This is a genomic window from Herbaspirillum sp. C7C8 (assembly GCF_022627875.1).
Lineage (GTDB): Bacteria > Pseudomonadota > Gammaproteobacteria > Burkholderiales > Burkholderiaceae_D > Herbaspirillum.
In genome coordinates this window covers 115,590-137,365 of record NZ_JABXGG010000006.1, presented here as the reverse complement: position 1 = coordinate 137,365, position 21,776 = coordinate 115,590, and the positions used below count along the sequence as shown (strand labels likewise).

Annotated in this window: 20 protein-coding genes; 7 read left to right on the top strand and 13 right to left on the bottom strand. The window is 64.0% G+C overall.

The window, feature by feature from the left end; genetic code table 11:
• Positions 1 to 54: 54 nt before the first annotated feature.
• Genes HWE01_RS09875 through HWE01_RS09865 form a run of 3 tightly spaced genes read right to left on the bottom strand, consistent with a single transcriptional unit; the run spans position 55 to position 2,754 of the window.
• A complete protein-coding gene (locus HWE01_RS09875) occupies positions 55 to 975 on the bottom strand; it encodes a metal ABC transporter substrate-binding protein (protein ID WP_241821710.1) in 921 nt (306 codons plus the stop codon).
• A gap of 58 nt (positions 976 to 1,033) precedes the next feature.
• The gene (locus HWE01_RS09870; RefSeq protein WP_008330415.1) at positions 1,034 to 1,921 is read right to left on the bottom strand and encodes a metal ABC transporter permease; all 888 of its coding nucleotides are present in this window, start codon (positions 1,919 to 1,921) and stop codon (positions 1,034 to 1,036) included.
• The gene (locus HWE01_RS09865) at positions 1,918 to 2,754 is read right to left on the bottom strand and encodes a metal ABC transporter ATP-binding protein (protein WP_008330417.1); all 837 of its coding nucleotides are present in this window, start codon (positions 2,752 to 2,754) and stop codon (positions 1,918 to 1,920) included. The genes HWE01_RS09870 and HWE01_RS09865 overlap by 4 nt, the downstream gene beginning before the upstream one ends.
• A 423-nt stretch (positions 2,755 to 3,177) precedes the next feature.
• On the opposite strand from HWE01_RS09865, the gene HWE01_RS09860 reads away from it, so the two are divergent.
• The 5 genes from HWE01_RS09860 to HWE01_RS09840 all read left to right on the top strand — a co-directional run bounded on the left by HWE01_RS09860 (position 3,178) and on the right by HWE01_RS09840 (position 7,151).
• On the top strand, positions 3,178 to 3,771 hold the full coding sequence (locus tag HWE01_RS09860) for a DUF2796 domain-containing protein (protein ID WP_241821709.1): 594 nt from the start codon (positions 3,178 to 3,180) through the stop codon (positions 3,769 to 3,771).
• A 119-nt stretch (positions 3,772 to 3,890) separates the two neighbouring features.
• Complete coding sequence (locus tag HWE01_RS09855; RefSeq protein WP_008330423.1) at positions 3,891 to 4,625, top strand: ABC transporter ATP-binding protein; 735 nt, start codon at positions 3,891 to 3,893, stop codon at positions 4,623 to 4,625.
• Complete coding sequence (locus HWE01_RS09850; protein ID WP_008330430.1) at positions 4,622 to 5,890, top strand: ABC transporter permease; 1,269 nt, start codon at positions 4,622 to 4,624, stop codon at positions 5,888 to 5,890. Before HWE01_RS09855 ends, HWE01_RS09850 begins: the two co-directional genes overlap by 4 nt.
• Positions 5,891 to 5,905: 15 nt before the next feature.
• Positions 5,906 to 6,676, top strand: coding sequence for a DUF3299 domain-containing protein (locus HWE01_RS09845; protein ID WP_008330431.1), 771 nt, complete (start codon positions 5,906 to 5,908; stop codon positions 6,674 to 6,676).
• A 217-nt stretch (positions 6,677 to 6,893) separates the two neighbouring features.
• Entirely contained in the window at positions 6,894 to 7,151 is a 258-nt protein-coding gene (locus HWE01_RS09840; protein ID WP_241821708.1) for a hypothetical protein, read from the top strand.
• A 1,029-nt stretch (positions 7,152 to 8,180) separates the two neighbouring features.
• Here HWE01_RS09840 and HWE01_RS09835 read toward each other — a convergent pair.
• The 9 genes from HWE01_RS09835 to HWE01_RS09795 all read right to left on the bottom strand — a co-directional run bounded on the left by HWE01_RS09835 (position 8,181) and on the right by HWE01_RS09795 (position 17,863).
• Positions 8,181 to 8,849: a DUF2026 family protein gene (locus tag HWE01_RS09835; protein WP_034350488.1), complete on the bottom strand. Its 669-nt coding sequence runs from the start codon at positions 8,847 to 8,849 to the stop codon at positions 8,181 to 8,183.
• A 273-nt stretch (positions 8,850 to 9,122) separates the two neighbouring features.
• On the bottom strand, positions 9,123 to 9,434 hold the full coding sequence (locus tag HWE01_RS09830; protein ID WP_008330434.1) for a hypothetical protein: 312 nt from the start codon (positions 9,432 to 9,434) through the stop codon (positions 9,123 to 9,125).
• A 437-nt stretch (positions 9,435 to 9,871) separates the two neighbouring features.
• Positions 9,872 to 11,071 (bottom strand): M20 aminoacylase family protein, encoded by a 1,200-nt coding sequence (locus HWE01_RS09825; protein WP_241821707.1) that lies wholly within the window; start codon positions 11,069 to 11,071, stop codon positions 9,872 to 9,874.
• Positions 11,068 to 12,489, bottom strand: coding sequence for a M20 family metallopeptidase (locus HWE01_RS09820; RefSeq protein WP_008330437.1), 1,422 nt, complete (start codon positions 12,487 to 12,489; stop codon positions 11,068 to 11,070). The genes HWE01_RS09825 and HWE01_RS09820 overlap by 4 nt, the downstream gene beginning before the upstream one ends.
• A gap of 39 nt (positions 12,490 to 12,528) precedes the next feature.
• Positions 12,529 to 13,374 carry an ATP-binding cassette domain-containing protein gene (locus HWE01_RS09815; RefSeq protein WP_008330445.1) on the bottom strand — a complete coding sequence of 282 codons (846 nt, stop codon included), beginning with the start codon at positions 13,372 to 13,374 and terminating at the stop codon, positions 12,529 to 12,531.
• Positions 13,371 to 14,375, bottom strand: coding sequence for an ABC transporter ATP-binding protein (locus HWE01_RS09810; RefSeq protein WP_008330451.1), 1,005 nt, complete (start codon positions 14,373 to 14,375; stop codon positions 13,371 to 13,373). The genes HWE01_RS09815 and HWE01_RS09810 overlap by 4 nt, the downstream gene beginning before the upstream one ends.
• A gap of 22 nt (positions 14,376 to 14,397) precedes the next feature.
• Positions 14,398 to 15,318, bottom strand: a complete 921-nt coding sequence (locus tag HWE01_RS09805; protein ID WP_175343630.1) for an ABC transporter permease — start codon at positions 15,316 to 15,318, stop codon at positions 14,398 to 14,400.
• Between the two features lie 17 nt (positions 15,319 to 15,335).
• Positions 15,336 to 16,253, bottom strand: a complete 918-nt coding sequence (locus HWE01_RS09800) for an ABC transporter permease (RefSeq protein ID WP_008330456.1) — start codon at positions 16,251 to 16,253, stop codon at positions 15,336 to 15,338.
• 71 nt (positions 16,254 to 16,324) lie between these two features.
• Entirely contained in the window at positions 16,325 to 17,863 is a 1,539-nt protein-coding gene (locus tag HWE01_RS09795; protein WP_241821706.1) for an ABC transporter substrate-binding protein, read from the bottom strand.
• 380 nt (positions 17,864 to 18,243) lie between these two features.
• Between HWE01_RS09795 and HWE01_RS09790 the strand changes: the two genes are divergently transcribed.
• Positions 18,244 to 19,155 (top strand): LysR family transcriptional regulator, encoded by a 912-nt coding sequence (locus HWE01_RS09790; RefSeq protein ID WP_175343628.1) that lies wholly within the window; start codon positions 18,244 to 18,246, stop codon positions 19,153 to 19,155.
• Positions 19,156 to 19,359: 204 nt separating this feature from the next.
• Here HWE01_RS09790 and HWE01_RS09785 read toward each other — a convergent pair whose 3' ends face one another.
• Positions 19,360 to 20,403, bottom strand: coding sequence for an autotransporter outer membrane beta-barrel domain-containing protein (locus HWE01_RS09785; RefSeq protein WP_237713554.1), 1,044 nt, complete (start codon positions 20,401 to 20,403; stop codon positions 19,360 to 19,362).
• A 125-nt stretch (positions 20,404 to 20,528) separates the two neighbouring features.
• On the opposite strand from HWE01_RS09785, the gene HWE01_RS09780 reads away from it, so the two are divergent.
• Complete coding sequence (locus HWE01_RS09780; RefSeq protein ID WP_241821705.1) at positions 20,529 to 21,644, top strand: hypothetical protein; 1,116 nt, start codon at positions 20,529 to 20,531, stop codon at positions 21,642 to 21,644.
• Positions 21,645 to 21,776: the final 132 nt, after the last annotated feature.

The window sequence follows — 21,776 nt, the reverse complement described above, 5'->3', positions numbered from 1 at the left end:
AGACGCCGTCAGGGCAACGGCGCGGGGCCACCAGCATACGCGATTCGGGCGGTCTTAGTTCAGGCGGATCTTTTCCAGCAATTGCGTGATGTTGTAGCGCATCAGCGAGAGGTAGTCCGGTGCCGGGCCATCCGGCTTGGAGAGCGCATCGGCATACAGCTTGCCACCGGGCGCGGTGCCGGATTCACGGGCGATCTGCTGCAGCAGCTTGGGATTGCTCATGTTCTCGAAGAACAGGGCCTTGATCTTTTCACTGCGGATCTGGCGGATCAGGGTGGCGATGTCGCGGGCGCTGGGTTCGCTGTCGGTGGACACGCCCTGGGCCGCCAGGAAGCGCACCTTGTAACGGGCACCAAAGTATTCGAAGGCATCATGCGAGGTGATGACCTTGCGCTTGGTGTCCGGGATCTGGCTGAACTGGCGCGCAGCCCAGGCATCCAGGTCCTGCAGCTTGCTGATGTACGCCTCGCCATTCTTGCGGTAGATCGCAGCGCCGGCCGGGTCCAGCTTGGCCAGGGCAGTGACGATGTTGCGGGTGTAGACGATCACGTTCTGCGGGTCTTGCCAGGCGTGCGGGTCATCCTTGCCGTGATGCTCATGGTCATGGCTCTCTTCGTCCTCTCCCACGCGCTCGCGCGCCTGAATGCCGGCCGAGGCCACCACGATGGGGCCTCGGTAGTTGGCCGATTGCGCCAGCCGATCCATCCAGCCTTCGAAACCGAGGCCATTGACCACGATCAGTTTGGCGCGCGAGACCGCCTTGATGTCGTCCGGGGCCGGCTGGAAGACGTGGGCATCTTCATCCGGGCCGACCAGGGTGGAGACGGCGACGCGATCACCGCCGACATTGGCGACCACGTCGCCCAGGATGCTGAAGCTGGCCAGCACCGGGATGCGCTCGGCAGCAAGCGCCGGCAGGCTCGCTGCCAGGGCCAGAGCGGCCAGCAGCGCTGAAAGGGGACGAAACAGTTTCATGAACACTCCGGGGAAAGAGAAACGGAAGAACGCGGAAAAAGACAGGAAAACCGAAGCCTCACGCCTGCAGATGCGGCCGCCGCAACAGGCGCGGTAGCCAGCCGCGTGGGGCCAACAGCAGCGAGGCGGCATACAGCACGCCGGCGCAGACGATGATGACGGGGCCGGAAGGCACCGAGGCGTAATACGAGATCAGCAACCCGGCATAGCCGGCCAGCATCGCCTGCAGGACGCTGTTGCACAGCTGGGCCGGCAAGGTGTCGTGCCACAGTCGCGCCGAGACCGCCGGCAGCATCATCAGGCCCACCGCCATCAATGTGCCCATGGTCTGGAAGGAGGCCACCAGGTTCATCACCACCAGCATCAGAAACACCTGCTGGTAGATCGCCCCGCCGCTGCGCCCGCCCCCCACGGCCATGTAGGAAGGATCGAAGCTCTCCAGCAGCAGCCCGCGATAGAGCGCGGCGATGCCCAGTACGCTGGCACTGGCCACGCCCGCAATGAGCACCAGCCCCTGGCTGTCCACGCCCAGCACATTGCCGAACAGGATGTGCAGCAGATCGAGCTGGGTGCCGTGGCGCGAGATCAGGATCACACCCAGCGCCAGGGCCACCACGTAGATGGCGGCCAGGCTGGCGTCTTCCTTGAGTTCGGTATGACGACTGATCCAGCCAGCCACGGCCACCACCAGCACACCGGCGGCAAAGCCGCCAATGGACAAGGCCGGCAACGACAGGCCAAAGAAGATGAACCCCACCGCCACGCCCGGCAGCACGGCGTGACTCAGGGCTTCGCCGAACAGGCTCATGCGGCGCAAGGTCAAGAGCACGCCCAGGGGCGCACTGCCCAGCGCCAGGGCAAAGGCGGCCACCAGAGCGCGGCGCATGAAGGAAAATTCCTGGAACGGCGCTATCGCCAGGGCCTGCAGAGTCGAGAGTGCGCTCATGACTGGCCTCCCGGGGTGGCAGCCGGGTGCGTGTGCGAATGCGCATGTGAATGATCGTGCGCATGTTCGTGCATCCTCGACAGGGCCAGCACCTCGGCTTCGCTCACCTCGCACACGCCGGCATGTTCATCCACCGCCTCGGCCATGGCGCGGGCACGTTGCAGATTCTCTTCGCACATCACTTCCGCGGTGTCCCCCCAGGCCACCACGTTGCGCGCCAGCAGCAGGGTCTGCGGGAAGGCGCGACGCACCTGGTCATGGTCGTGCAGCACCGCGATCACGGTACGGCGCTCGGCGTGCCAGGCCGAGATGATGCGCAGCAAGTCGCCGGTAGTGCGGGCATCGATGGCATTGAAGGGTTCATCGAGCAGGATCACCTCGGCATCCTGCAGCAGGATGCGGGCAAACAGCACGCGCTGGAACTGGCCCACCGAAAGACTGGAGACCGGGCGCGCCGAAAAGCCGTCCAGCCCGACCGCCGTGAGCGCCTGCACCGCGCGCTGGCGCATGGCGGCGTCGATGGCGCCCCAGTTGCCCTTGGCCTGCCAGTATCCCAGCAGCACGCAATCGATCACGGTGATGGGGAAGCTGCGGTCGATCTCGGCCTGCTGCGGCAGGTAGGCGATGCGACGGGCATCCACGTGCGTATGGACGCGGCCGTCATTGCAGCGTACCAGGCCCAGCATGGTCTTGAGCAGAGTGCTCTTGCCGGCACCATTGGGGCCGACGATGGCCGTCAGCGAGCCGCGCGCAAAGGCGCCGTTGACGTGGTGCAAGGCCGGATGGCGACGATAGCTCACCGTCAGGTTGTCCAGAGAGATGGCGGCATCCATGTCAGCCCTCCCCCAGCGCCCAGTGCACACCCAGCCACAACAGCAGGACCACGGGCACGACGGCCAGCACGCGCTGCCACCAGGGACTGGCGAGCACGCCTTGTTTCATGAGGATTCGAGAGAAAAACGACACGGCAGGCAATCTGAAAAGAAGCAACACGGGCACCGGACAGCGCGGCCAGCAGCGCTGGTTTCGGCGTACTCGCCCTTGGGCGCAACCGAGTTGCAGAAACAGGGAAAGCAGGCATTATAATGCAACCCTGTTGCAGAATGTAACAACACTGCAAATCCGGTCGTTGTCCGGGGCACAATGCCGGACGGACGGCGGATCTTCAGCCCATGTTTGCAGTCTGTCTTCCAGCGTTGTCGACTTGCCGCTCCCCCCTTTGAATTCTCTTTACAACAAGCACAAGAAAGCCGCCCATGTTCCGATCCCGTCCATCGTTTCGACTGATTCCTCTCGTCCTGTTGTCGCTGGCCAGCCTGCCCGTGCTGGCGGCCGATGAAGGCCATGACCATCATGGCAACCATCCCGCCCACGTGCATGGAGTGGGCAAGCTGGACGTGGCACTGGAAGGCAATACCCTGACCCTGCACCTGGACAGCCCGCTGATCAACCTGGTCGGCTTCGAACACGCGGCCAACAGCGGCAAGGACAAGGACACGGTGCGCGCAGCCGTGAAGAACCTGCGTGATGCGAACCGCATGTTCGCCACCGACGCCGCCGCCCAGTGCAAGCCGGCCGAGGTGCAGCTGGAGTCCGCCGTGCTGCCGCCCGCCCTGCTGGGCGAGAAGACGTCCGCCAGCAGCGAAGCGGCCCCCACCGATGGCCATGCCGACCTCGACGGCGACTTCACCCTGGTATGCGCCAGCCCCGGCGCACTCGCCACGGTGGATGTGAGCGGCTTGTTTGCGGCCTTCCCGGGCTTCCACCGTATCGACGTGCAACTGGTCACCCCCAAGAAGCAAGGCGCGGCGCAACTGGTTCCGGGCAGCGCACTGATCCCCATGAACTGATGCCGGGGGCCGCCGGGGCCGGTTCCCCGGCGCGCCAGTCAGGCCACTGACAGGCAGCGGCGCTATGATCGGCGGTAAAGTCACGTCCTGGCGCTTCTGCGATTTTCCTTCATGTTGTCATGACTATTCCTGAACGTTCTTCCCCGGTCGCCGCGATTGCCATGCGCGACCTGCGCTTTACCTGGCCCGGCCAGGCGCATCCGGCGCTGGTGTTGCCGCATTTCCAGGTGGCGCCTGGTGAACATGTCTTCGTCAGCGGCCCCAGCGGCAGCGGCAAGAGCACCCTGCTGGCGGCCATCGGCGGCATCATCGTGCCCCAGGCCGGCACCGTGGAAGCGTTGGGGCAGCCCTTCCATACGCTGTCGGCGGCACAGCGCGACCGCTTCCGGGTGGATCACATCGGATTCATCTTCCAGCAGTTCAACCTGTTGCCTTATCTTTCCATCCTCGACAACGTGCTGCTGCCCTGCCAGTTCTCGGCCTACCGCAAGGCGCGCGCCGCGCAGCAGGGCGCCGATCTCAAGAGCGTGGCGCAATCCCTGCTGAGCGCGCTGGACCTGGCGCCGTCGCTGTGGTCGCGTCCCGTGACGCAGCTGTCCATCGGCCAGCAACAGCGGGTAGCGGCGGCGCGCTCGCTGATCGGCCGGCCGGAGATCATCGTTGCCGACGAGCCGACCTCGGCCCTGGACAGCGACCGCCAGCAAGCCTTCCTCGACCTGCTGCAGCGCGAGTGCGCTCAAAGCGGCGCGGCGCTGGTCTTCGTCAGCCACGACCAGCGCCTGGCCGTACGTTTCGAGCGCCGCATCGCACTGGAACAGCTCAACGAGGCTGCCCGTCCCGAGGAGGCCGCATGAAGCTGCTCTTGCGCCTGGCCGCGCACAGCGCCTGGAACCGGCGGTTCACGCTGGGCCTGATGCTGCTGGCCATTGCCCTGTCCACCACCATGCTGCTGGGCATCGAACGGGTACGCCATGAAGTGCGGGCCGGATTCTCGCAATCGGTATCCGGTACCGACCTGGTAGTCGGCGCCCGCACCAGTCCGATCCAGCTGATGCTGTACGCCATCTTCCGCATCGGCGGTGCCACCAACAACATGGGCTGGGACAGTGCCCAGACCCTGGCCCGCAATCCGGCGGTGGCCTGGACCATCCCGATCTCGCTGGGCGATTCGCACCGTGGCTTCCCGGTACTGGCCACCAATGGCGATTACTTCACGCATTTCCGTTATGGCAGCGGTCAATCCCTGGTGCTGGCCAAGGGACGGCCCTTTACCGGGGTCTTCGATGCCGTGCTGGGGGCCGATGTGGCCGAGAAACTGCACTATCACCTGGGCGACGTCATCATCCTGGCCCACGGCATGGGCGGCATGGGCCTGACCCAGCACGCCGACAAACCCTTCAAGGTGGTAGGCATCCTGGCGCGCACCGGCACCCCGGTGGACCGCACGGTGCATATCGGCCTGGATGGCATGCAGGCTATCCACCTCGACTGGGAAGGTGGCGCACCCTTGCCGGGCGTGCATATCCCGGCCGAATTCGTGAAGAAATTCGACCTCACCCCGACCAGCATCACCGCCGTACTGGTGGGCCTGAAGAGCCGCGCGCGGGTCTTCGCCGTGCAGCGCGCCATTGCCGACGGCGACGGCTTCAAGGAGCCGCTCATGGCCGTGCTGCCGGGGGTGGCGCTGGACCAGCTCTGGGACGTGGTCGGCATCGGCGAGAATGCCTTGCTGGTGGTTTCGGGCATGGTGGTGGTGGTCGGCCTGGCGGGGCTGGTGGCAGCGATCCTGGCCAGCCTGGGCGAGCGGCGGCGTGAGCTGGCCATCCTGCGCTCGGTCGGGGCGCGTCCGCTGGACGTGTTGTGGCTGCTCTGCGTGGAGGGCCTGGGCGTGATGCTGTGCGGCGTGCTGGCAGGGCTGTTGCTGCTGAGCGGTCTGATCTGGGTGCTGGGGCCGATGCTGGCCGAGCAGTTCGGCATCGCCCTGCGACCGGCATGGCCGGCGGCCGGCGAATTACAATTGCTGCTTTGGACCGTGCTGGCCGGACTGGTGGCCAGCCTCTTGCCGGCCTGGCGGGCCTATCGCCTGAGCCTGTCGGACGGCCTGACCCCAAGAATCTGATCTGGAAGCACTGACATGAAGACTCTTTACTGGATGGGCGGCATCGTCGCCGCCGGCCTGCTGGTGGGCAGCGGTGTGCGCCTGCTGGCGCACGACGATGCGCGGGCGGCGCCGGCACCGGCCTCTGCCGGAGCATCCGCCACCGTCGCCGGTGGCCCGCTGGCAGGTGCCGTCCCGGCCGTGACTGCGCGCGCCGACAGTGGCAGCACCGTCGCCGGCGTAAGCGACGCCGCCAGCGGCCAATACAAGGTCGGTGACCACCTGCAGCAAAGCGCGGCCGTCACCGAAAAGCCCTATCAGGCCTCGGGCAAGATGGTCAACGGCTTCCAGGAGATCGCCTGGGAATCGCTCATCCCCAAGAACTGGGACCCGATGGCGCCCTTCAAGGGCCTGAAGCTGGACCAGATGACCGATGATGACCCGCGCGCCGATGCCGCGCTCTGGAAGGCCAAGAAATACTGGAAGGAGGCCCCCGTCGATCCATCCATGGAAGGCAAGCCGGTGCGCCTGCCCGGCTTCGTGGTCTCGCTGGACCGCGAAGGCGAGGCGCTCAAGGAATTCCTGCTGGTCCCCTACTTCGGCGCCTGCATCCACGTGCCGCCACCGCCGGCCAACCAGATCATTCACGTCAGGAGCGTCAAGGCCGTCAAGAACGTGCGCACCATGGATGCGGTATGGATCAGCGGCGTGCTCAAGGTAGAACGCTCGGATTCGTCCATGGGCGCCTCCAGCTACAGCATGAAGGCCGTCAGCGTCGAACCCTACAGCGCCCCCGACCAGGGCTGACGACCACACGGCGGCGTGCTCTGCTGCGCCGCCGCTTATCCCCAGTTTCCCCCAGTTGTCCCAGCCTGTTTCCAAGACCTGCCGCAGGCAGGTCTTATCCACATTTTACGGGGGCAAGCTTGTGGACAAGGCTTTGACAAGCCACCCAAACCCTTGATTCTTCTACATTTTTCGACTCCGCTTCGGCAACGCGCAGAGTTGGGGCAGGCCGACGGCGATGAGGCTCGTCTCTGCATCGCGTCTGGCAACTTGCCCGGATATCCACATTTTTTGGGTGCAAGCCTGTGGAGAAGCACTGGGCAAGTCGGACAAGGCATTGATTGCAAAGGACTTTCCGCTGCCGCAGCAAGGCGCGGCAAAAAGAGGGCAGGCAGACGTCCGGGAACGCCGCCTCAGGAGCGGCGACGATATCCACATTTTCTGGTGGCAAGCTTGTGGAGAAGCCCTTGACAAGCCCATCAAGCCATTGATTTGAAACAACTTTTCAATATCGCAACAGAGTGAGGCAAGCAGCCCCAAAACCTGGCACCTCCCCCCTTCGGACACGGGCCACGGAACATTTCGGCAGGATATCCACACTTTTTGGGAGCAAGCCTGTGGACAAGCACTTGAAAAGCCAGACAAGCCTTTGATTACAAAGGAAATTCACGCTCAGATGCAAAGTCGTGCACTTTGTTGGCGGGCCGGGCGCTCCGCCGCAAAGCCGCGCCCAGACTGGCCGAGCGCGGCGATATCCACATTTTTTGGTGGCAAGCCTGTGGAAAAGGCCTGGACAAGCCACTCAAGTCATTGATTCCCAACGATTTTATGTGAAGTAACAAGACGCAGGCAGGGCCCGGGATCATGCCGGCCTGGCCCGGATATCCACATATTCTGGTGGCAAGCCTGTGGAAAAGCGCTGGGTAAGCCATCCAAGTAATTGATTGCAAAGGGAATTCATCACCAGAGCAGCCGATGGGCAAGCGCCGTGCAAGGGAGGACGGAACGGAGGAAAAGCGATGGGCAGACTCCAGTCATGGAGCCTGCCCGGAAGGGAGGGACGCACCCCGCGCCGCGCACCGGCAAGCATGCACTTGCCGGGAAGGGAGGACCGCGACTTCCATCACGTGTGCGACCTGCCGGGTTACGACGCCACTGTCCGGCCTGGGCGTGAAGCATGAAGCAAGGAGAAACTGGCTGATCCGAAGAAAAAAACCTGCGATGCGCTCGCATCGCAGGCAACAACATCTGCACGGAGTCAGAGGAGACAGGCGCAAGTCTAGTGGCCGCGTATGACCTCCCCATGACAGTGCACAGGGAGATGAAGAAAAAGGACGAAGAGAAGAAAAACGGAAAACGGAAATGTCACGAAGCCGTCATAACGACGAACTATAGTGCGAAGCTTAGTGCGGTACATGCAACCGATATGTATGACCGCATGGTGTGTTGGACATCTGTCCAGCACACCCTCCTTTCGGAGGCGTCCGCCTCCATGACATTTCCCTCAAGAACTGGCTGAACGGTCTTACCAGACCCCATCAATGGCGGTGGCTTGCAACTTGATGCGCGAGACTTCGCCATCACTGCCTTGCAGGGCCAGGTCGTCCGGCATCGCCTTGGGCGGCTTGCGGAACCATTCCAGGCACAGTTGCGAGAGATTGGTGAGGGCCTTCTTGGCCATGAACTGCTGCAGCAGTTCACGCGTGAGTTCGAGATTGGAGGCCAGGAAGAAATCCCCCGGCCGGACCAGCGCCTGCACGCCCGCGCTCATGCGCTGCAAGTCCTTCTGGAACATCTGGCGCGGCACCGGCAGCGGATGGCCGGCCGAGACCAGCAATTCCTGGAACAGCGGCGCCATGAAGTCCAGCACATAGCCGTCGCATTGCACCCAGGCATGGAAGGCGTCCTGATGGCTGGCCACGCTCTGGCCGTCTTCGCCCAGGGTGCCGAAGGACAGCGCACCACCGCCGTCTTCACGAATCAGGTAGAAGGCAGCGCCGGCCACGGGGAAGGCGTTGCGCTTGTAGAACTTCTTGAGGATCTGGGCGGCAGTGACGGAAAAGAAAAAACTGGCGGCCGGGATATCGGCTTCCACGCTGTGCAGCACGGAATGGATGACGCGGAAGATACGTTGATAATCGGCCAGGGGAATCAATGGGCGCAAATTCTGCGCGGAGGAATGTGAGCTTTGCATGGGCGCTATTTTCTCATGGAAAAGAACGGGCAAGCCGCTAAGCCGCTTCACGGGAATGCCGGACTGCGCAGTCCCGATGCGTGACGCGCTTTGGAACAAAAGCGGTTTCACGACTTGCCGTTCCACCCTCAAGAGATCTTTGCTGCTCAAACTCTGCTGCTACTGCTACTGCTACTGCGATGCCGGAAGAACTACCCCTAGTCCCTGCAGCGGCACGACTTCACTTCCCCACCCCACTACTTCACTTCCCCCACCATCCCTCACCCCGGGCATTCAATCCTGCTTCTTCGGCTCCTGCATGAAACAGGTGCAATCGACATCGTGATACTGTGCGCAATGCTGCAGTGACGGGCGGGTCAGGCCGTTGTTGAACAGCGAACGGTCTTCCGCATCCACCGTCACGTAGCGCAACGCCGAGGCCATCACCTGCTGGTCGCGCTGGTCGACGTCGTCCAGCGACACTTCCAGCCGGCCCCATTCCTTGTCGGTCTTGACGAAGAGGTACATCAGGACGGTACAGAAGACCAGATAGCTGATGAACATGAGGGTGATTTCACCCGGTACGGGTTCGGTAACGAAGGACATGGCTGGCTCCAATGGCAAGATACTTCGGCAAGGTCTTGCGTGCCAGTCACGACCCCACCGTGATGTCGGGAGTCCGGAGCACAGACCGTGTTTCATTGGTTCCCATGGTAGTGGCCCCGCTTGACTGCGAACATCGGGGAATTCCTGAGCCCGCAACGCCACTTGCCAGCTCGACAGCAGCCTGGGCTCGGGCTTTGTGGCGCATCAAGCTCTGCCATGCGCCGTGAAAGTTACGTGAATTTCAAGCCCGCGTGCTGCAGGGAAACAGCCTGAAAAAAAACCCGCCAGGCTTGCGCGCGGCGGGTTCAGACTCGAATTGTCCAAGTCCAAGGACGTCTGAGGAGACACCCCCAATGTACCGGGCCATGCTCCTGCTGAAAACGAAGCATTCGTCATGCGCTTATGCTGTTGACGCATAAGCCGCCCGACGCCCCCTCTCAGCCGGCCTTGACGGGCAGCCAGCGCTCCACCAGCCGGGTCCAGAAAGCCGCTCCTACCGGGATATTGGCATCATTGAAATCGTAGCCTGCATTGTGCAGCATCGGCCGTCCCTGCCCGTTGCCCACGCGCAAGAAGCAGCCGGGCCGCTGCTGCAGGAAGTAGGCGAAGTCTTCGCTGCCGGCAATCGGACCGAAGGGGGCGATCACCTTGTCGGCACCCACCAGTTCCTCGGCCACGCCGCGGGCAAACTCGGTCTCGGCCTCGCTGTTGACCAGCACCGGATAGCCGCGCAGATACTCGATCTCGGCACCGGCACCATAGCTTTCGGCATGCAGGGCCACCAGCGCGCGGATGCGCTCTTCCAGCAACGCGCGTACCTCGGGCTTGAAGGAGCGCACGCTCAACTCAAGCGTGGCGAATTCCGGAATCACGTTGGACGCCTTGCCCGCATGCAGGCTGCCCACCGTCACCACTGCGGTCTCCATGGGATCGACATTGCGCGAGACCACCGTCTGCAAGGCCATCACCAGGCTGGCGGCGGCCACCACCGGATCGACCGACAGGTGCGGTCGCGCCGCATGGCTGCCGCGACCGACGATGCGGATCTTGACGGTATCGCAGGCCGCCATGAAGGGGCCGCTCCTGAACATGAAGGTCCCCGCCTCTACCCCCGGGTGATTGTGGATGCCGAAGACGGCATCGCAGGGGAAGCGCTCGAAGAGACCATCGGCCAGCATCTTCTGCGCCCCGCTGTCAAAACCGGCTTCCTCGGCCGGCTGGAAGATCAGGTGCAGCGTGCCGTCGAAACGGCGCGTGCGCGCCAGGTGCTTGGCCGCGCCCAGCAACATCGCCGTATGGCCATCGTGGCCGCAGGCGTGCATGGCACCGGGCTTGACGCTGGACCAGGCCAGGCCGGTTTCCTCGTGGATGGGCAAGGCATCCATGTCGGCGCGCAGGCCGATGCTGCGCGCACTGCTGCCGGCCCGCAGCGTGGCGACCAGGCCATTGCCGCCGATATGGCGGGTGACCGCGTAGCCCCATTCCTGCAGGCGCGCCGCCACCAGGGCAGCGGTATCGACTTCCTCGAAGGACAGTTCGGGATGCTGGTGCAGGTGGCGGCGGATGCCGGTGATTTCCTCGTGGATGTCATGCAGGTCGGCGACCTCGCAGAGGTCCTGCTCGTGGGGGTGACTCATCGTTTCTCCGTGGGGGATGTGCGTCGTGCCAGCACTTCGCGGCCCTGCTCGGCCAGGTCCCAGAACAGGCCCGCCATCAGTTGCAGCGACTCGCGCGACACGCTGGCCAGTATATGCTCGTTGGGCGCATGCTGTGAGCAGGCCGGATAGGAGTGCGGCACCCACAGCGTGGGCAGGCCCAGGGTTTCGGAGAAGACGTCATTGGGCAGCGAGCCGCCCAGGTTGGGCAGCAGCGTGGGCGTCTTGCCGGTGCTCTCCTGCAGCGAGGCCAGGCCCCAGCGTACCCATTCATCGTCCGGATCGAGCCGGGTGGCGGCGAACTGCACGCCCGACAGCGCCACCTGCACATCGTCATAACCATGTTCATCCAGATGCGCGCGGATGTGTTCGATGAAATGCGCATCATCGCTGCCGACCACGAAGCGAATCTGGCAATGCGCAGTGGCGCGTCCGGGAATGGCATTGACCGGGGCTTCCGGATTGCCGGTCTTGAAGGCCAGCACCTCCAGCGTGTTCCAGCCGAAGACACGTTCGGCCGGGGTCAGGTCGGGCTCGCCCCAGTCGGGATCGATCTCGGGATCGGTCGGACCGCCGCCCACCTTGACGCTGGCCAGCGCCTTGCGCACGCTCTGCGGCAGCGCCTCCGGCAGCAGCGCGGGGACGCGGATGGCGCCGCGCTCGTCGACCAGGCAGGCAATCGCATTGGCCAGGCGCACGCCGGGGTTGCGCAGCAGGCCGCCCCAGTTGCCCGAGTGGTGGCCACCATCACGCAGATGGCAGGTCAGGTCGAAATTGCAGCCACCGCGCGAACCCAGGAACATGGTCGGGGTAGGCGCATTCACCCGCGGACCATCGGAGGCGATGAAGAGATCGGCCTTCAGGCGTTGCGCATGCTGGCGGCAGACTTCGTTGAGACCGGGCGAACCGGTCTCCTCGCCCATCTCCAGGATCAGCTTGACGTTGTAGCCCAACTGCCCGCCGCGCACCTTCATGACTTCTTCCAGCGCCGCCAGGTTGATGGTGTGCTGGGCCTTGTTGTCGGCGATGCCGCGCCCGTACCAGCGCTCGCCTTCGACCACGATCTCCCAGGGCGAGAGACCGGCACGCCACTGATTGTCATAGCCGCGCACCACATCGCCGTGGCCGTAGGTGAGCAAGGTGAAAGCCGCCCCCTCCTCGACGCGCTCGGCGATCAGGAAGGGGCTGCCGCCAGGCAGCGGATTGTCGATCACCTCGCAGACAAAGCCCAGTGTCTGCAGAGAAGGCATGATCTCCTGCTGCAGATAGTCGTAGAGGATGGGCAGGCTGGCCGCTTCCTGGCTTTCGGTACGGATGGCTACGCGGCGCTTCAGGGTTTCCATGAAACGGCCGTCGTCGAAATAAGCCTGTACGCCGGCAATGGCTTGTGCTCTGCTCATGCTGCTGCTCCTTGGTTTTTTTCAGATTCGTTCATGTTCTCAAGCGGCTGCCGCCAGGGCCGGAATGCCCAGGCCCGGATCGGGCGTGAGCGCCGAGGCCAGCAGCATGCGGGTATAGGGATGCTGGGGATCGCTGAAGAGTTGTTCACGTGAGGCCAATTCCACGATGCTGCCCTTGTTCATCACGGCGACCCGGTCCACCAGATGCTCCACCACACCGAGGTCGTGGCTGATGAAGAGATAGGTCAGGCCGAATTCGGCCTTGAGGTCCAGCAGCAGGTTGAGAATCTGCGCCTGCACCGACACATCCAGCGCCGAGGTCGGTTCATCGCAGATGAGGATGTCGGGCCGCAGGATCAGTGCCCGCGCAATCGCCACCCGCTGGCGCTGACCGCCGGAGAGCTGGTTGGGATACTGCGTGTGCGTGCGTTCGGGCATGCCGACCAGATCGAGGATCTGCCTGACCTGGCGGCTGCGCTCGGCGGCGCTGCCGATGCCGTGCAGCTTGAGCGGCAGGCCGACGATCTCGCCCACGGTCTTGCGCGGATTGAGCGAGGAATACGGGTCCTGGAAGATCGGCTGGATATGCCGCGCATGCTGGCGGCGCTCGGTCGGATCGACTTCCTGGCCGTTGATGAGCACATTGCCCGAGGTCGGTGCCAGCAGGCCCAGCAGCATCTTGGCCAGGGTGCTCTTGCCGCAGCCGGATTCGCCGACGAGACCGAGGGTTTCGCCACGATACAGACGCAGCGAAACATCATCGACCGCCTTCAGTTGACCCGGTGCCTGGAACAAGCCGCGCTTGAGCGGATACACCTTGGTCAGCGCGCACAATTCGAGCGCGATATCGTCCAGCGGCGGCTGGGGATTCAGAGAGGCACTCATGCCGCCACCTCCAGTGCCGACACCGGCACATCGAGCTTGAAGCAGCGCGCCTCATGCGACAAACCGGGACTGCCCTGCTGCACCATCGGCGGGTCCTGTTCGCAGCCGCTGTCGGCCAGGGTGCAGCGATTGCGGAAGGCACAGCCGCTGACCTGCCCGACCAGGCTGGGCACCACCCCGGGAATGGCTTGCAGCCGGCTGCCCGGCAAGGTCTTGCCGCGCACCGGAATGCAGTTGAGCAAGCCGCGCGTGTAGGGATGGCGCGGCTGTGCAAAGAGTTGCGCCACACCGCTGGTCTCCACCACCTGCCCCGCATACATCACCGCAACCCGGTCGGCGATGCGCGAGACCACGCCGAGGTCATGCGTGATGAAGATGACGGCGGTGCCGAACTCCTGCTGCAGCTCGCGGATCATGCGCAGGATCTGCGCCTGGATGGTCACGTCCAGTGCGGTGGTGGGTTCGTCGGCGATGATGAGGTCGGGACTGCACATGAGCGACATGGCGATCATCACGCGCTGGCGCAGGCCGCCCGAGAGCTGGTGCGGATACTGGCGCAGGCGGTCTTCGGCGTTGCCGATGCCGGTCCGGTGCAGCAGGTAGAGTGCCCGCTCGCGCGCCTCGGCGCGCGTCACGCCGGGCTGCTGCAACATCGCCTCGCACAGCTGGTTGCCCAGCGTATAGGCGGGATTGAGCGAGGTCATCGGCTCCTGGAAGATCATCGCCATGCGCTTGCCGCGCAACTGCATGCGCTGCCGTTCGCTCATGCCATTGAGGTCGGCACCATCGAAGAGGATGTGGTCGGCGCTGCATTGCGCCTTGCGCGGCAGCAGACCCATCAGGGCCAGCGAGGTCATGGACTTGCCGCAGCCGGACTCGCCGACCAGGCACAGCATCTCGCCACGGCTGACCTGGAAATCGATGCCGCGCACGGCATGCAGCATGCCGTTCTCGGTGGGCAGGTCCACCTTCAGGTTCTTCACGTCCAGCAATACACTCATGGGGTTCTCCTTGCGTGACGGATCAGTTGCGGCCATCGGGTGCGTTGACATCGCGCAGGCCATCGCCGACCAGATTGATTGCCAGCACCAGCAGCGCCAGCGCCACACCTGGAATGACGATCACCCAGGGCTTGAAGAACATGTAGGTCTTGCCCTCGGCCACCATCAGGCCCCACGAGGGCGTGGGCGGCTGCACGCCCAGTCCCAGGAAGGACAGCGTGGCCTCCAGCAGGATGGCGTGGGCCATTTCGAGGGTGGCGACCACGATGAGCGCCCCCATGATGTTGGGCAGGATCTCGCGCACCAGGATGTAGGGTGTGGAGGCACCGATGGCCTTGGCTGCCGCGATGAATTCGGCGTCGCGCAACTGCTGTGTGGCCGAGCGCGTCACCACCGCGAAACGATCCCACAGCAGCAGCCCCAGCAGCACGATCACCACCTTGAGGGAACCGCCCACCAGCGAGGCCATGGCCAATGCCACCAGCACCACCGGCATGGCCAGCCGCGTGGTGATGAGATAGCTGATGACGGCATCGGTGCGTCCGCCGAAGTAGCCTGCCAGCACGCCCAGCGTCGTGCCGATCAGCCCCGAGATCAGGGCCGCGGCAATGCCGATGGTCAGTGACACGCGCGCACCGAAGATCAGGCGCGAGAGATAGTCGCGGCCCAGCTTGTCGGTGCCGAGGATGTGTTCCCAACTGCCCTGGGCCTGCCACACCGGCGGGATCAGGCGCGCGGTGACGTCCTGGTCGAAGGGATCGTGCGGCGCCAGCAACGGCGCAAAGATTGCCGCCAGCACGATCAGCGCCAGCACCAGTGCGCCCAGCATGAGGCCGCGATGGCCCAGCAGGCGGCGCAGCTTGCGGCGCCAGGCGGGCAAGGGCGGCAAGGCGGTCGTGAGCATGGGGGTGGCGGGCAAGGTAGAGGAGGTGGTTGCGCTCATGGGGTCTCCTGGCAGGATCAGCGGGTACGGATGCGCGGGTCCAGCAGCGCATTGATGACATCGGCCAGGAAGGTCAGCCCGATGTAGAACATGGCGATGATCAGCACGACCGCCTGCACCACCGGATAGTCGTTGCGCGAGATGGCATCCCACGCCAGCTGTCCCAGGCCCTGCATCGAGTAGACCGATTCGATGACCACCGAGCCGCCCAGCATGAAGCCCAGCTCCACGGCCGCCAGCGCCACCACCGGAATGACGGCGTTGCGCAGTGCATGCTTGAACACCACCCGCGCCCGGGAGAGTCCCTTGGCGCGCGCCGTGCGGATGTAGTCCGATCCCAGCACTTCGAGCATGCCCGAACGCGTGAGCCGCATCATGGCCGGCATGGCGTAATAGCCCAGGGCCACGGCGGGCAGGACGAAGTGCTGCCAGCTGTCGTTGCCGGCCACCGGCAGCCAGTGCAGGGTCACGGCGAAGATCAGGATCAAGGTCAGCCCGAACCAGAAACTGGGCATGGCCTGGCCAACCACGGCGATGAGCAGCGCGGCGCGATCCAGCCAGGTATCCCGATAGAGCGCGGCCAGCACCCCTAGCGGAATGGCGGTCAGGATGGCCAGCAGCAAGGCGCTGCCACCGAGCTTGAAGGTGATGGGCAGGCGTTCGGAAATCATTTCCATCACCGGCCCCTGGAAGTAGAAGGACTTGCCGAAATCGAGCTGCACGGCACGTCCCAGCCAGTCGAAGTATTGCGTGGTCAGCGGACGGTCCAGACCGAACTGGGTGCGCACCGACTCGACCTGGGCGGCGGTGGCTTCCGGCCCGGCGATGGAGACCGCCAGGTCACCCGAAAGATGCAGCAGCGTGAAGCTGACGACGGACACCGTCAGGGCCACGCACAAGGCGATGGCCAGGCGGCGCAGGAGGTAGATCAACATGGCGGTCCTTCCTTGCGGAGACTGGGCGGACGATGTCAGGAACGGCGCACGCAGAGCGTGCGCCACCGGGCTTACTTCCAGGAAGCTTCGTAGAAACGCGGCAACTCGTCCGGATAACCCTGGAACTTCAGCTGCGAATTGAAGGCATAGAAGGTCGAGTAGGAAAACATCGGCGCCACATACGCCTGTTTTGAGATCAGCTCCAGGGCCTTGCTGTAATTGGCCTTGCGCACCGCCGGATCGATCGAGGTATCGGCAACCTGAAGGAACTGCTGCAGTTGCGGATCCTTGGTGATGTCATCGGCGCCCCCCTTGAAGTAGACACCGGCAAAAGCCGAGGTATCGTTCATCGAGAACGAGCCCCAGGAATAGAAGCTCATGGGGGTCTTGCCGCTGCGGTATTCGGTCTGCAGGGCGGCGAACTTCATGTAATGCAGGCGGGCGCGGATGCCGACCTTGCGCAGGTCGCCGATGATGGCTTCGGCGATTTCGCGCTCGCGATAGGCATAGATGTCGGTATCAAAGCCGTTCGGATAGCCGGCTGCTGCCAGCAGTTCCTTGGCCTTGGCCGGGTTGTAGTCGTACTTGATGACGGCATTGCTGTCACAGCCGAACTGGGTACGGAAGCAGGCGGTGTAGACCGGCTGGCTGCCGCCACGCATCAGGTTGTCGGCATAGCCCTTGCGGTTGATGGCGTAATTGACCGCCTGGCGCACGCGCAGATCCTTGAAGGGTGAATTGGGCGCCGAGGTGCCGGTGGTATCCAAGGTGATGAAACCGACGCGCATGGTCTCGCCGCTTTGCACGGTCAGCTTGGGGTTGGTCTTGAGCGCATCGGCCTGGTCGGGCGGTACCCGCCAGATCCAGTCGATGGCACCGGTCATCAGTTGCGCGGCGCGGGTTTCCGGATCGGGAATGACCACGAACTTGATGTTGCCGATCGAAGGCTGGCCCTGCGGGCTGTCCTTGAAGTAGTTGGGGTTCTTGACCAGGGTCACGCCCTGCCCTGGCGTGACGCTGGTGACCTTGTAGGGACCGGTGCCGATGGGCGCCTTGGAGAAACCTTCCAGCCCGACCTTCTTGAAGTAGGCCGCCGGATAGATCGGCAGCGGACCGGCCAGGTATTCGAGCGCGGCGGGGAAAGGCCCCTTCAGGTTGATGCGGACCTGATAGTCGCCGAGCTTGTCGACGCTCTTGATCCAGTCGGTATTCTGCCGCGTGACCGCCTTGGATTCGGGCGAAACCACATAGTTGAAGGTGAACACCACATCGTCGGCGCTGAACTTGTCGCCGTTCTGGAATTGCACGCCCTGGCGCAGGTCCAGCACCAGCGCGGTGGGCGATTCCCATTTCCAGGAGGTCGCCAGTTGCGGCTTGTACTCGTTGGTCTTGGGATCGCGATAGATCAGCGTATCCCAGATCAGGTGCGCCAGGATCACGCCTTCGCGCAGGTTGTTGTGATACTGGCTGATGTTCTCGACTTCACTGTCGGAGGCATAGACCAGAGTGTCATTGGCCTTGTTGGCATGCGCAACCGAAGCGCCCAGCGCCCCCGCCACCAGTACCGCGCAGCGCGACCAAGCCAAGAGAGATGTGTGTAGTGCGTTCATTCCTGCCCCTTCGTTCGAATAAGACAAATTGGAACCCATTTCATCAATAGGCGAGCCTGCCTGTTGATGAAATGGGTTCAAGAAAAACCGCGACATCGAGGGGCATACTAGGCTAGGATTTATCGATGCCACAATCATCAAATTTCTAAGCCTGCGTTGCCGATACCAGAACGCAAAAATGCTGCACCACAATGTGACCACCCTGGCAAAAGTCGCATCCCTGCTGGGTCGCGGGGCGTGGAGCAGGTGCAGCATCGCGGTGCGCCGGGATACTGGCGGTGCTGCACCAAAGGCGTGAAGCACGCACCAAATAAAGCGGGAAATTATTTGCCGGGGCCATGGCCCTGGTCAGATCTGGTCAGACTGGAAGGAATCTCGGGATGAAATCACAGCAACTGCAAGACACTGCCTTGCGCTACTTCCTGGAAGTGGTGCGATGCGGTTCCATCAGCGAAGCATCGCAGCGTCTGAACGTGGCCAGCTCGGCCATCAGCCGCCAGATCAGCAGTCTTGAGGAAACGCTGGACACGATTTTGTTTGAGCGGCGTCCGCGCGGGATGGTGCTGTCGGCGGGCGGCGAGATGTTGGCTGCGCACGCGCGCAAGATGGCGCTGGAAGCCGACCGCGTGGTCGCCGACTTGCAGGCCTTGAAAGGCTTGCGCAGTGGACGCGTGCGGCTGTCGGCCTCGGAGGGTTTTGCGATCGATTTCCTGCCGCGGCTGATCAACGCCTTCCAGCAGCACTATCCGGGCTTCGTGTTCCAGCTGTTCGTGGGGGCGCCGGCGGTGGTGTCGCGCCAGGTCCGCGAGGGCAATGCCGATATCGGGCTGACCTTCGCACGTCTGCCGGAACCGGAAATCAAGGTGGTGCACCGCCAGCCCGGCCCGATTGCTCTGGTGATGCGCAACGAGCATCCGCTGGCGCGTTTCCGCCAGGTCTCGCTGGGCCAGCTCAAACCCTATCCCCTGGCTCTGCCCGACCCGACCACGACGCTGCGCCAGTTGTTCGACATCGCCTGCAGCCGTCAGCAGGTGGTGATCGAACCGGTCATGACCAGCAACTATATCCAGTCGCTGCACAACTATGTGCTGGACAACGATGCGCTCTCCATCACCGGCGACGTCACCGTGCGTTACCGCATCGAGCGCGGCGAGCTGACCATGCGACCGATCCGCGATTGCCCTAACGACGGCCGCTTCGTGGAAGTGCAGACACTGGCAGGACGGACCTTGCCGCGCAGCGTGGAGATCTTCCTCGATTATCTGGTGGCTGAACTGAGCAAGGATTTGTGAGCGCTTGTCGCGGGCTTCCAGCCCAGCCCAGCCCGTTTGATGTCATGCCGAACAAACGGACGCTGCCGGCCCATGCGGATCAGTACCCGGCCCGGTTCCGCCGGCGGCACAACGAGTCCTGCAAACGCCAAGCGGCCGCTACAAGTGCGGCCGGCTTGGCGGGTTTCAAAGTGTCAGGGTTTCAGCGTATCAGTGCATGAATCATCAGAAACGCCAGCCTGCCTTGACTGCTGCAGACTTGTTGATGAAACCGCTGCGCCCTTCGGCATCGATGCGCAGAGAGATCTCTGCCGACTTCGGCAGCTTGAAGCGATAGCTCACGCCGCCCTTCAACAGCCAGGGGGAGTGCGCGGGGCCGGGCGTGGTGAAGGCCTGGCCGGGTGCCCCCGCGTAGGTGGCCACCAGATCGTCACGACCGTTGATGACATCGTAGCTGACCCCGAGGTAGCTGCTGATCTGCGACGATGACGTCAGGGTGTAGTTCAGTCGTGCACTGGTACCGAGCAAGAGTGCTTCGCTGCGCTTGCCCTGTACCGACAGGTTCAGCGCCCCTGCCCCGCTCTCGGCGTAGGACGGGCTTTGCAGCCGCGTATAGTCGATCTGCAGGGCAGGTGCCAGACTCATTGCTTCACTCAAGGGCAGCGTGAATGATACGTTTGCGCCCAAATGCGCATGCCAGCTGTGATAGTGGCTGGTGGCGATGCGGTTGAGACCACCGAAGCGCATCTCGCGCGACAGACGATTGCCGTTGCGACCCAGATCAGCCTGCCAGGTCAGTGCCAGTTCGCCCAGCGGGACGTTGCCGTAGAGGGCCAACATATTGGACTCGGTACGACTGCGGCTGCCGGCACCGGTGATGGCGGTGTTGCCGCTGGCCCGGGTGCTGGCGTAGGCGTAAGACAGGCCGACGCGTCCGCGCTCCAGTTCCATTTCGGCGCCGGTGGCCATACCCCAGGTACTGGCGCTGAAACCGGGTTCACCGTTGCGGTCATCCTGGTTGGTGCGCGACTCGAAGGGCATGAGCCAGACCTGACGATCGCGAGCCGCCTCGCCCGAAGACAGCCCGCTGCCCAGACCAGCACCACCGACATTGCCGGCCTCGTTGCGGGTAGCGATGACGCGATTGAGGGACGTCATGCTGCCCCGGATGGCGCTCGTACCGACATTGCTGGGCAAGGTCTGGCTGGCGGCGCGGCGCACGCTGCCAGCGTCAGGCAGCCGACCGAGCGCTGTGGCAACCTGTGCCATATCGCCACTGGACGGACGCAGGATCTGCTGGCCCAGCACCGGCGCAACCGGCGCTGCTGCAGCGGCGGCGAGGGTGATGGGTGATGGGCGGACGGCGGGCGCTGCTGGTGCTCCCTGTGCTCCCTGTGCTGCCTGTGCTGCCTGTGCTGCCGGAGCTGCCGGAGCTGCTGGTGCAACCGGTACTCGCTGTGCTGCTGGCGCTGCCTGTGCTGCTGGTGGCTTCGGCATCACTGACGATGCAGGTGCGGCCGATGCCGCTGACGCACCCTGTGCCGCCGGAGATTCCTGTGTCGCTGACGACGCCGGTGCGGCCGATGCAGCTGATGCTGGCGCTGCCTGTGCTCCCTGCGCTGCTGGTGGTTTCGGCATCACTGACGATGCAGGTGCGGCCGATGCCGCTGACGCTCCCTGTGCCGCCGGTGATTCCTGTGTCGCTGACGACGCCGGTGCGGCCGATGCAGCTGATGCTGGTGCTGCCTGCGCTCCCTGTGCTGCTGGTGGTGTCGGCGTCACTGACGATGCAGGTGCGGTCGATGCGGCTGACGCACCCTGTGCCGCCGGTGATTCCTGTGTCGCTGACGACGCCGGTGCGGCCGATGCAGCTGATGCTGGTGCTGCCGACGATGCAGGCGCGGTCGACGCAGCCGATGCTGGTCCTCCCTGTGCTACTGCTGATTCCGGAGCCGCTGACGACGCCGGTGCGGCCGATTCAGCTGATGCTGGTGCTGCCTGTGCTCCCTGTGCTGCTGGCGGCTTCGGCATCACTGACGATGCAGGTGCGGCCGATGCGGCTGATGCTGGGGCTCCCTGAGCTACAGCTGATTCCGGTGCCGCCGACGATGCAGGTGCGGTCGACGCAGCCGATGCTGCTGCCCCCTGTGCCGCTGGTGATTCCTGTGTCGCCGACGTTGCAGGTGCGGCCGATGCGGCTGATGCTGGTGCTCCCTGTGCTACTGCTGATTCCGGTGCCGCCGACGATGCGGGTGCGGTCAACGCAGCCGATGCTGCTGCCCCCTGTGCCGTTGGCGATTCCTGTGTCGCTGACGATGCAGGTGCTGGAGAGTTCACTGGCGACTCCTGTACTGCTGTCTCTGCCGGCGACTCCGACACCGCTGGTACTGCCAGTTTCACATCCGCGAGCAACGCCGTCTGCGCGCCCACCGGCACACTCAAGGCCGGGCCCAGGGTCAGCAATATGGCAGCATAGAGACGGTGCTTACGCAGAGCGGCAGGCGGCATGATGCAGGCACGATTGTGCTGCTTCTTTTGATTCATCATCTTACCTTCCTCGATCTTGGGCGAGGCCATCGGGAAGCTAGACCCATCCCCCGCCCTTGTTGTTATCCCTCCCTGCGTACCGGTTGAACCGGTTT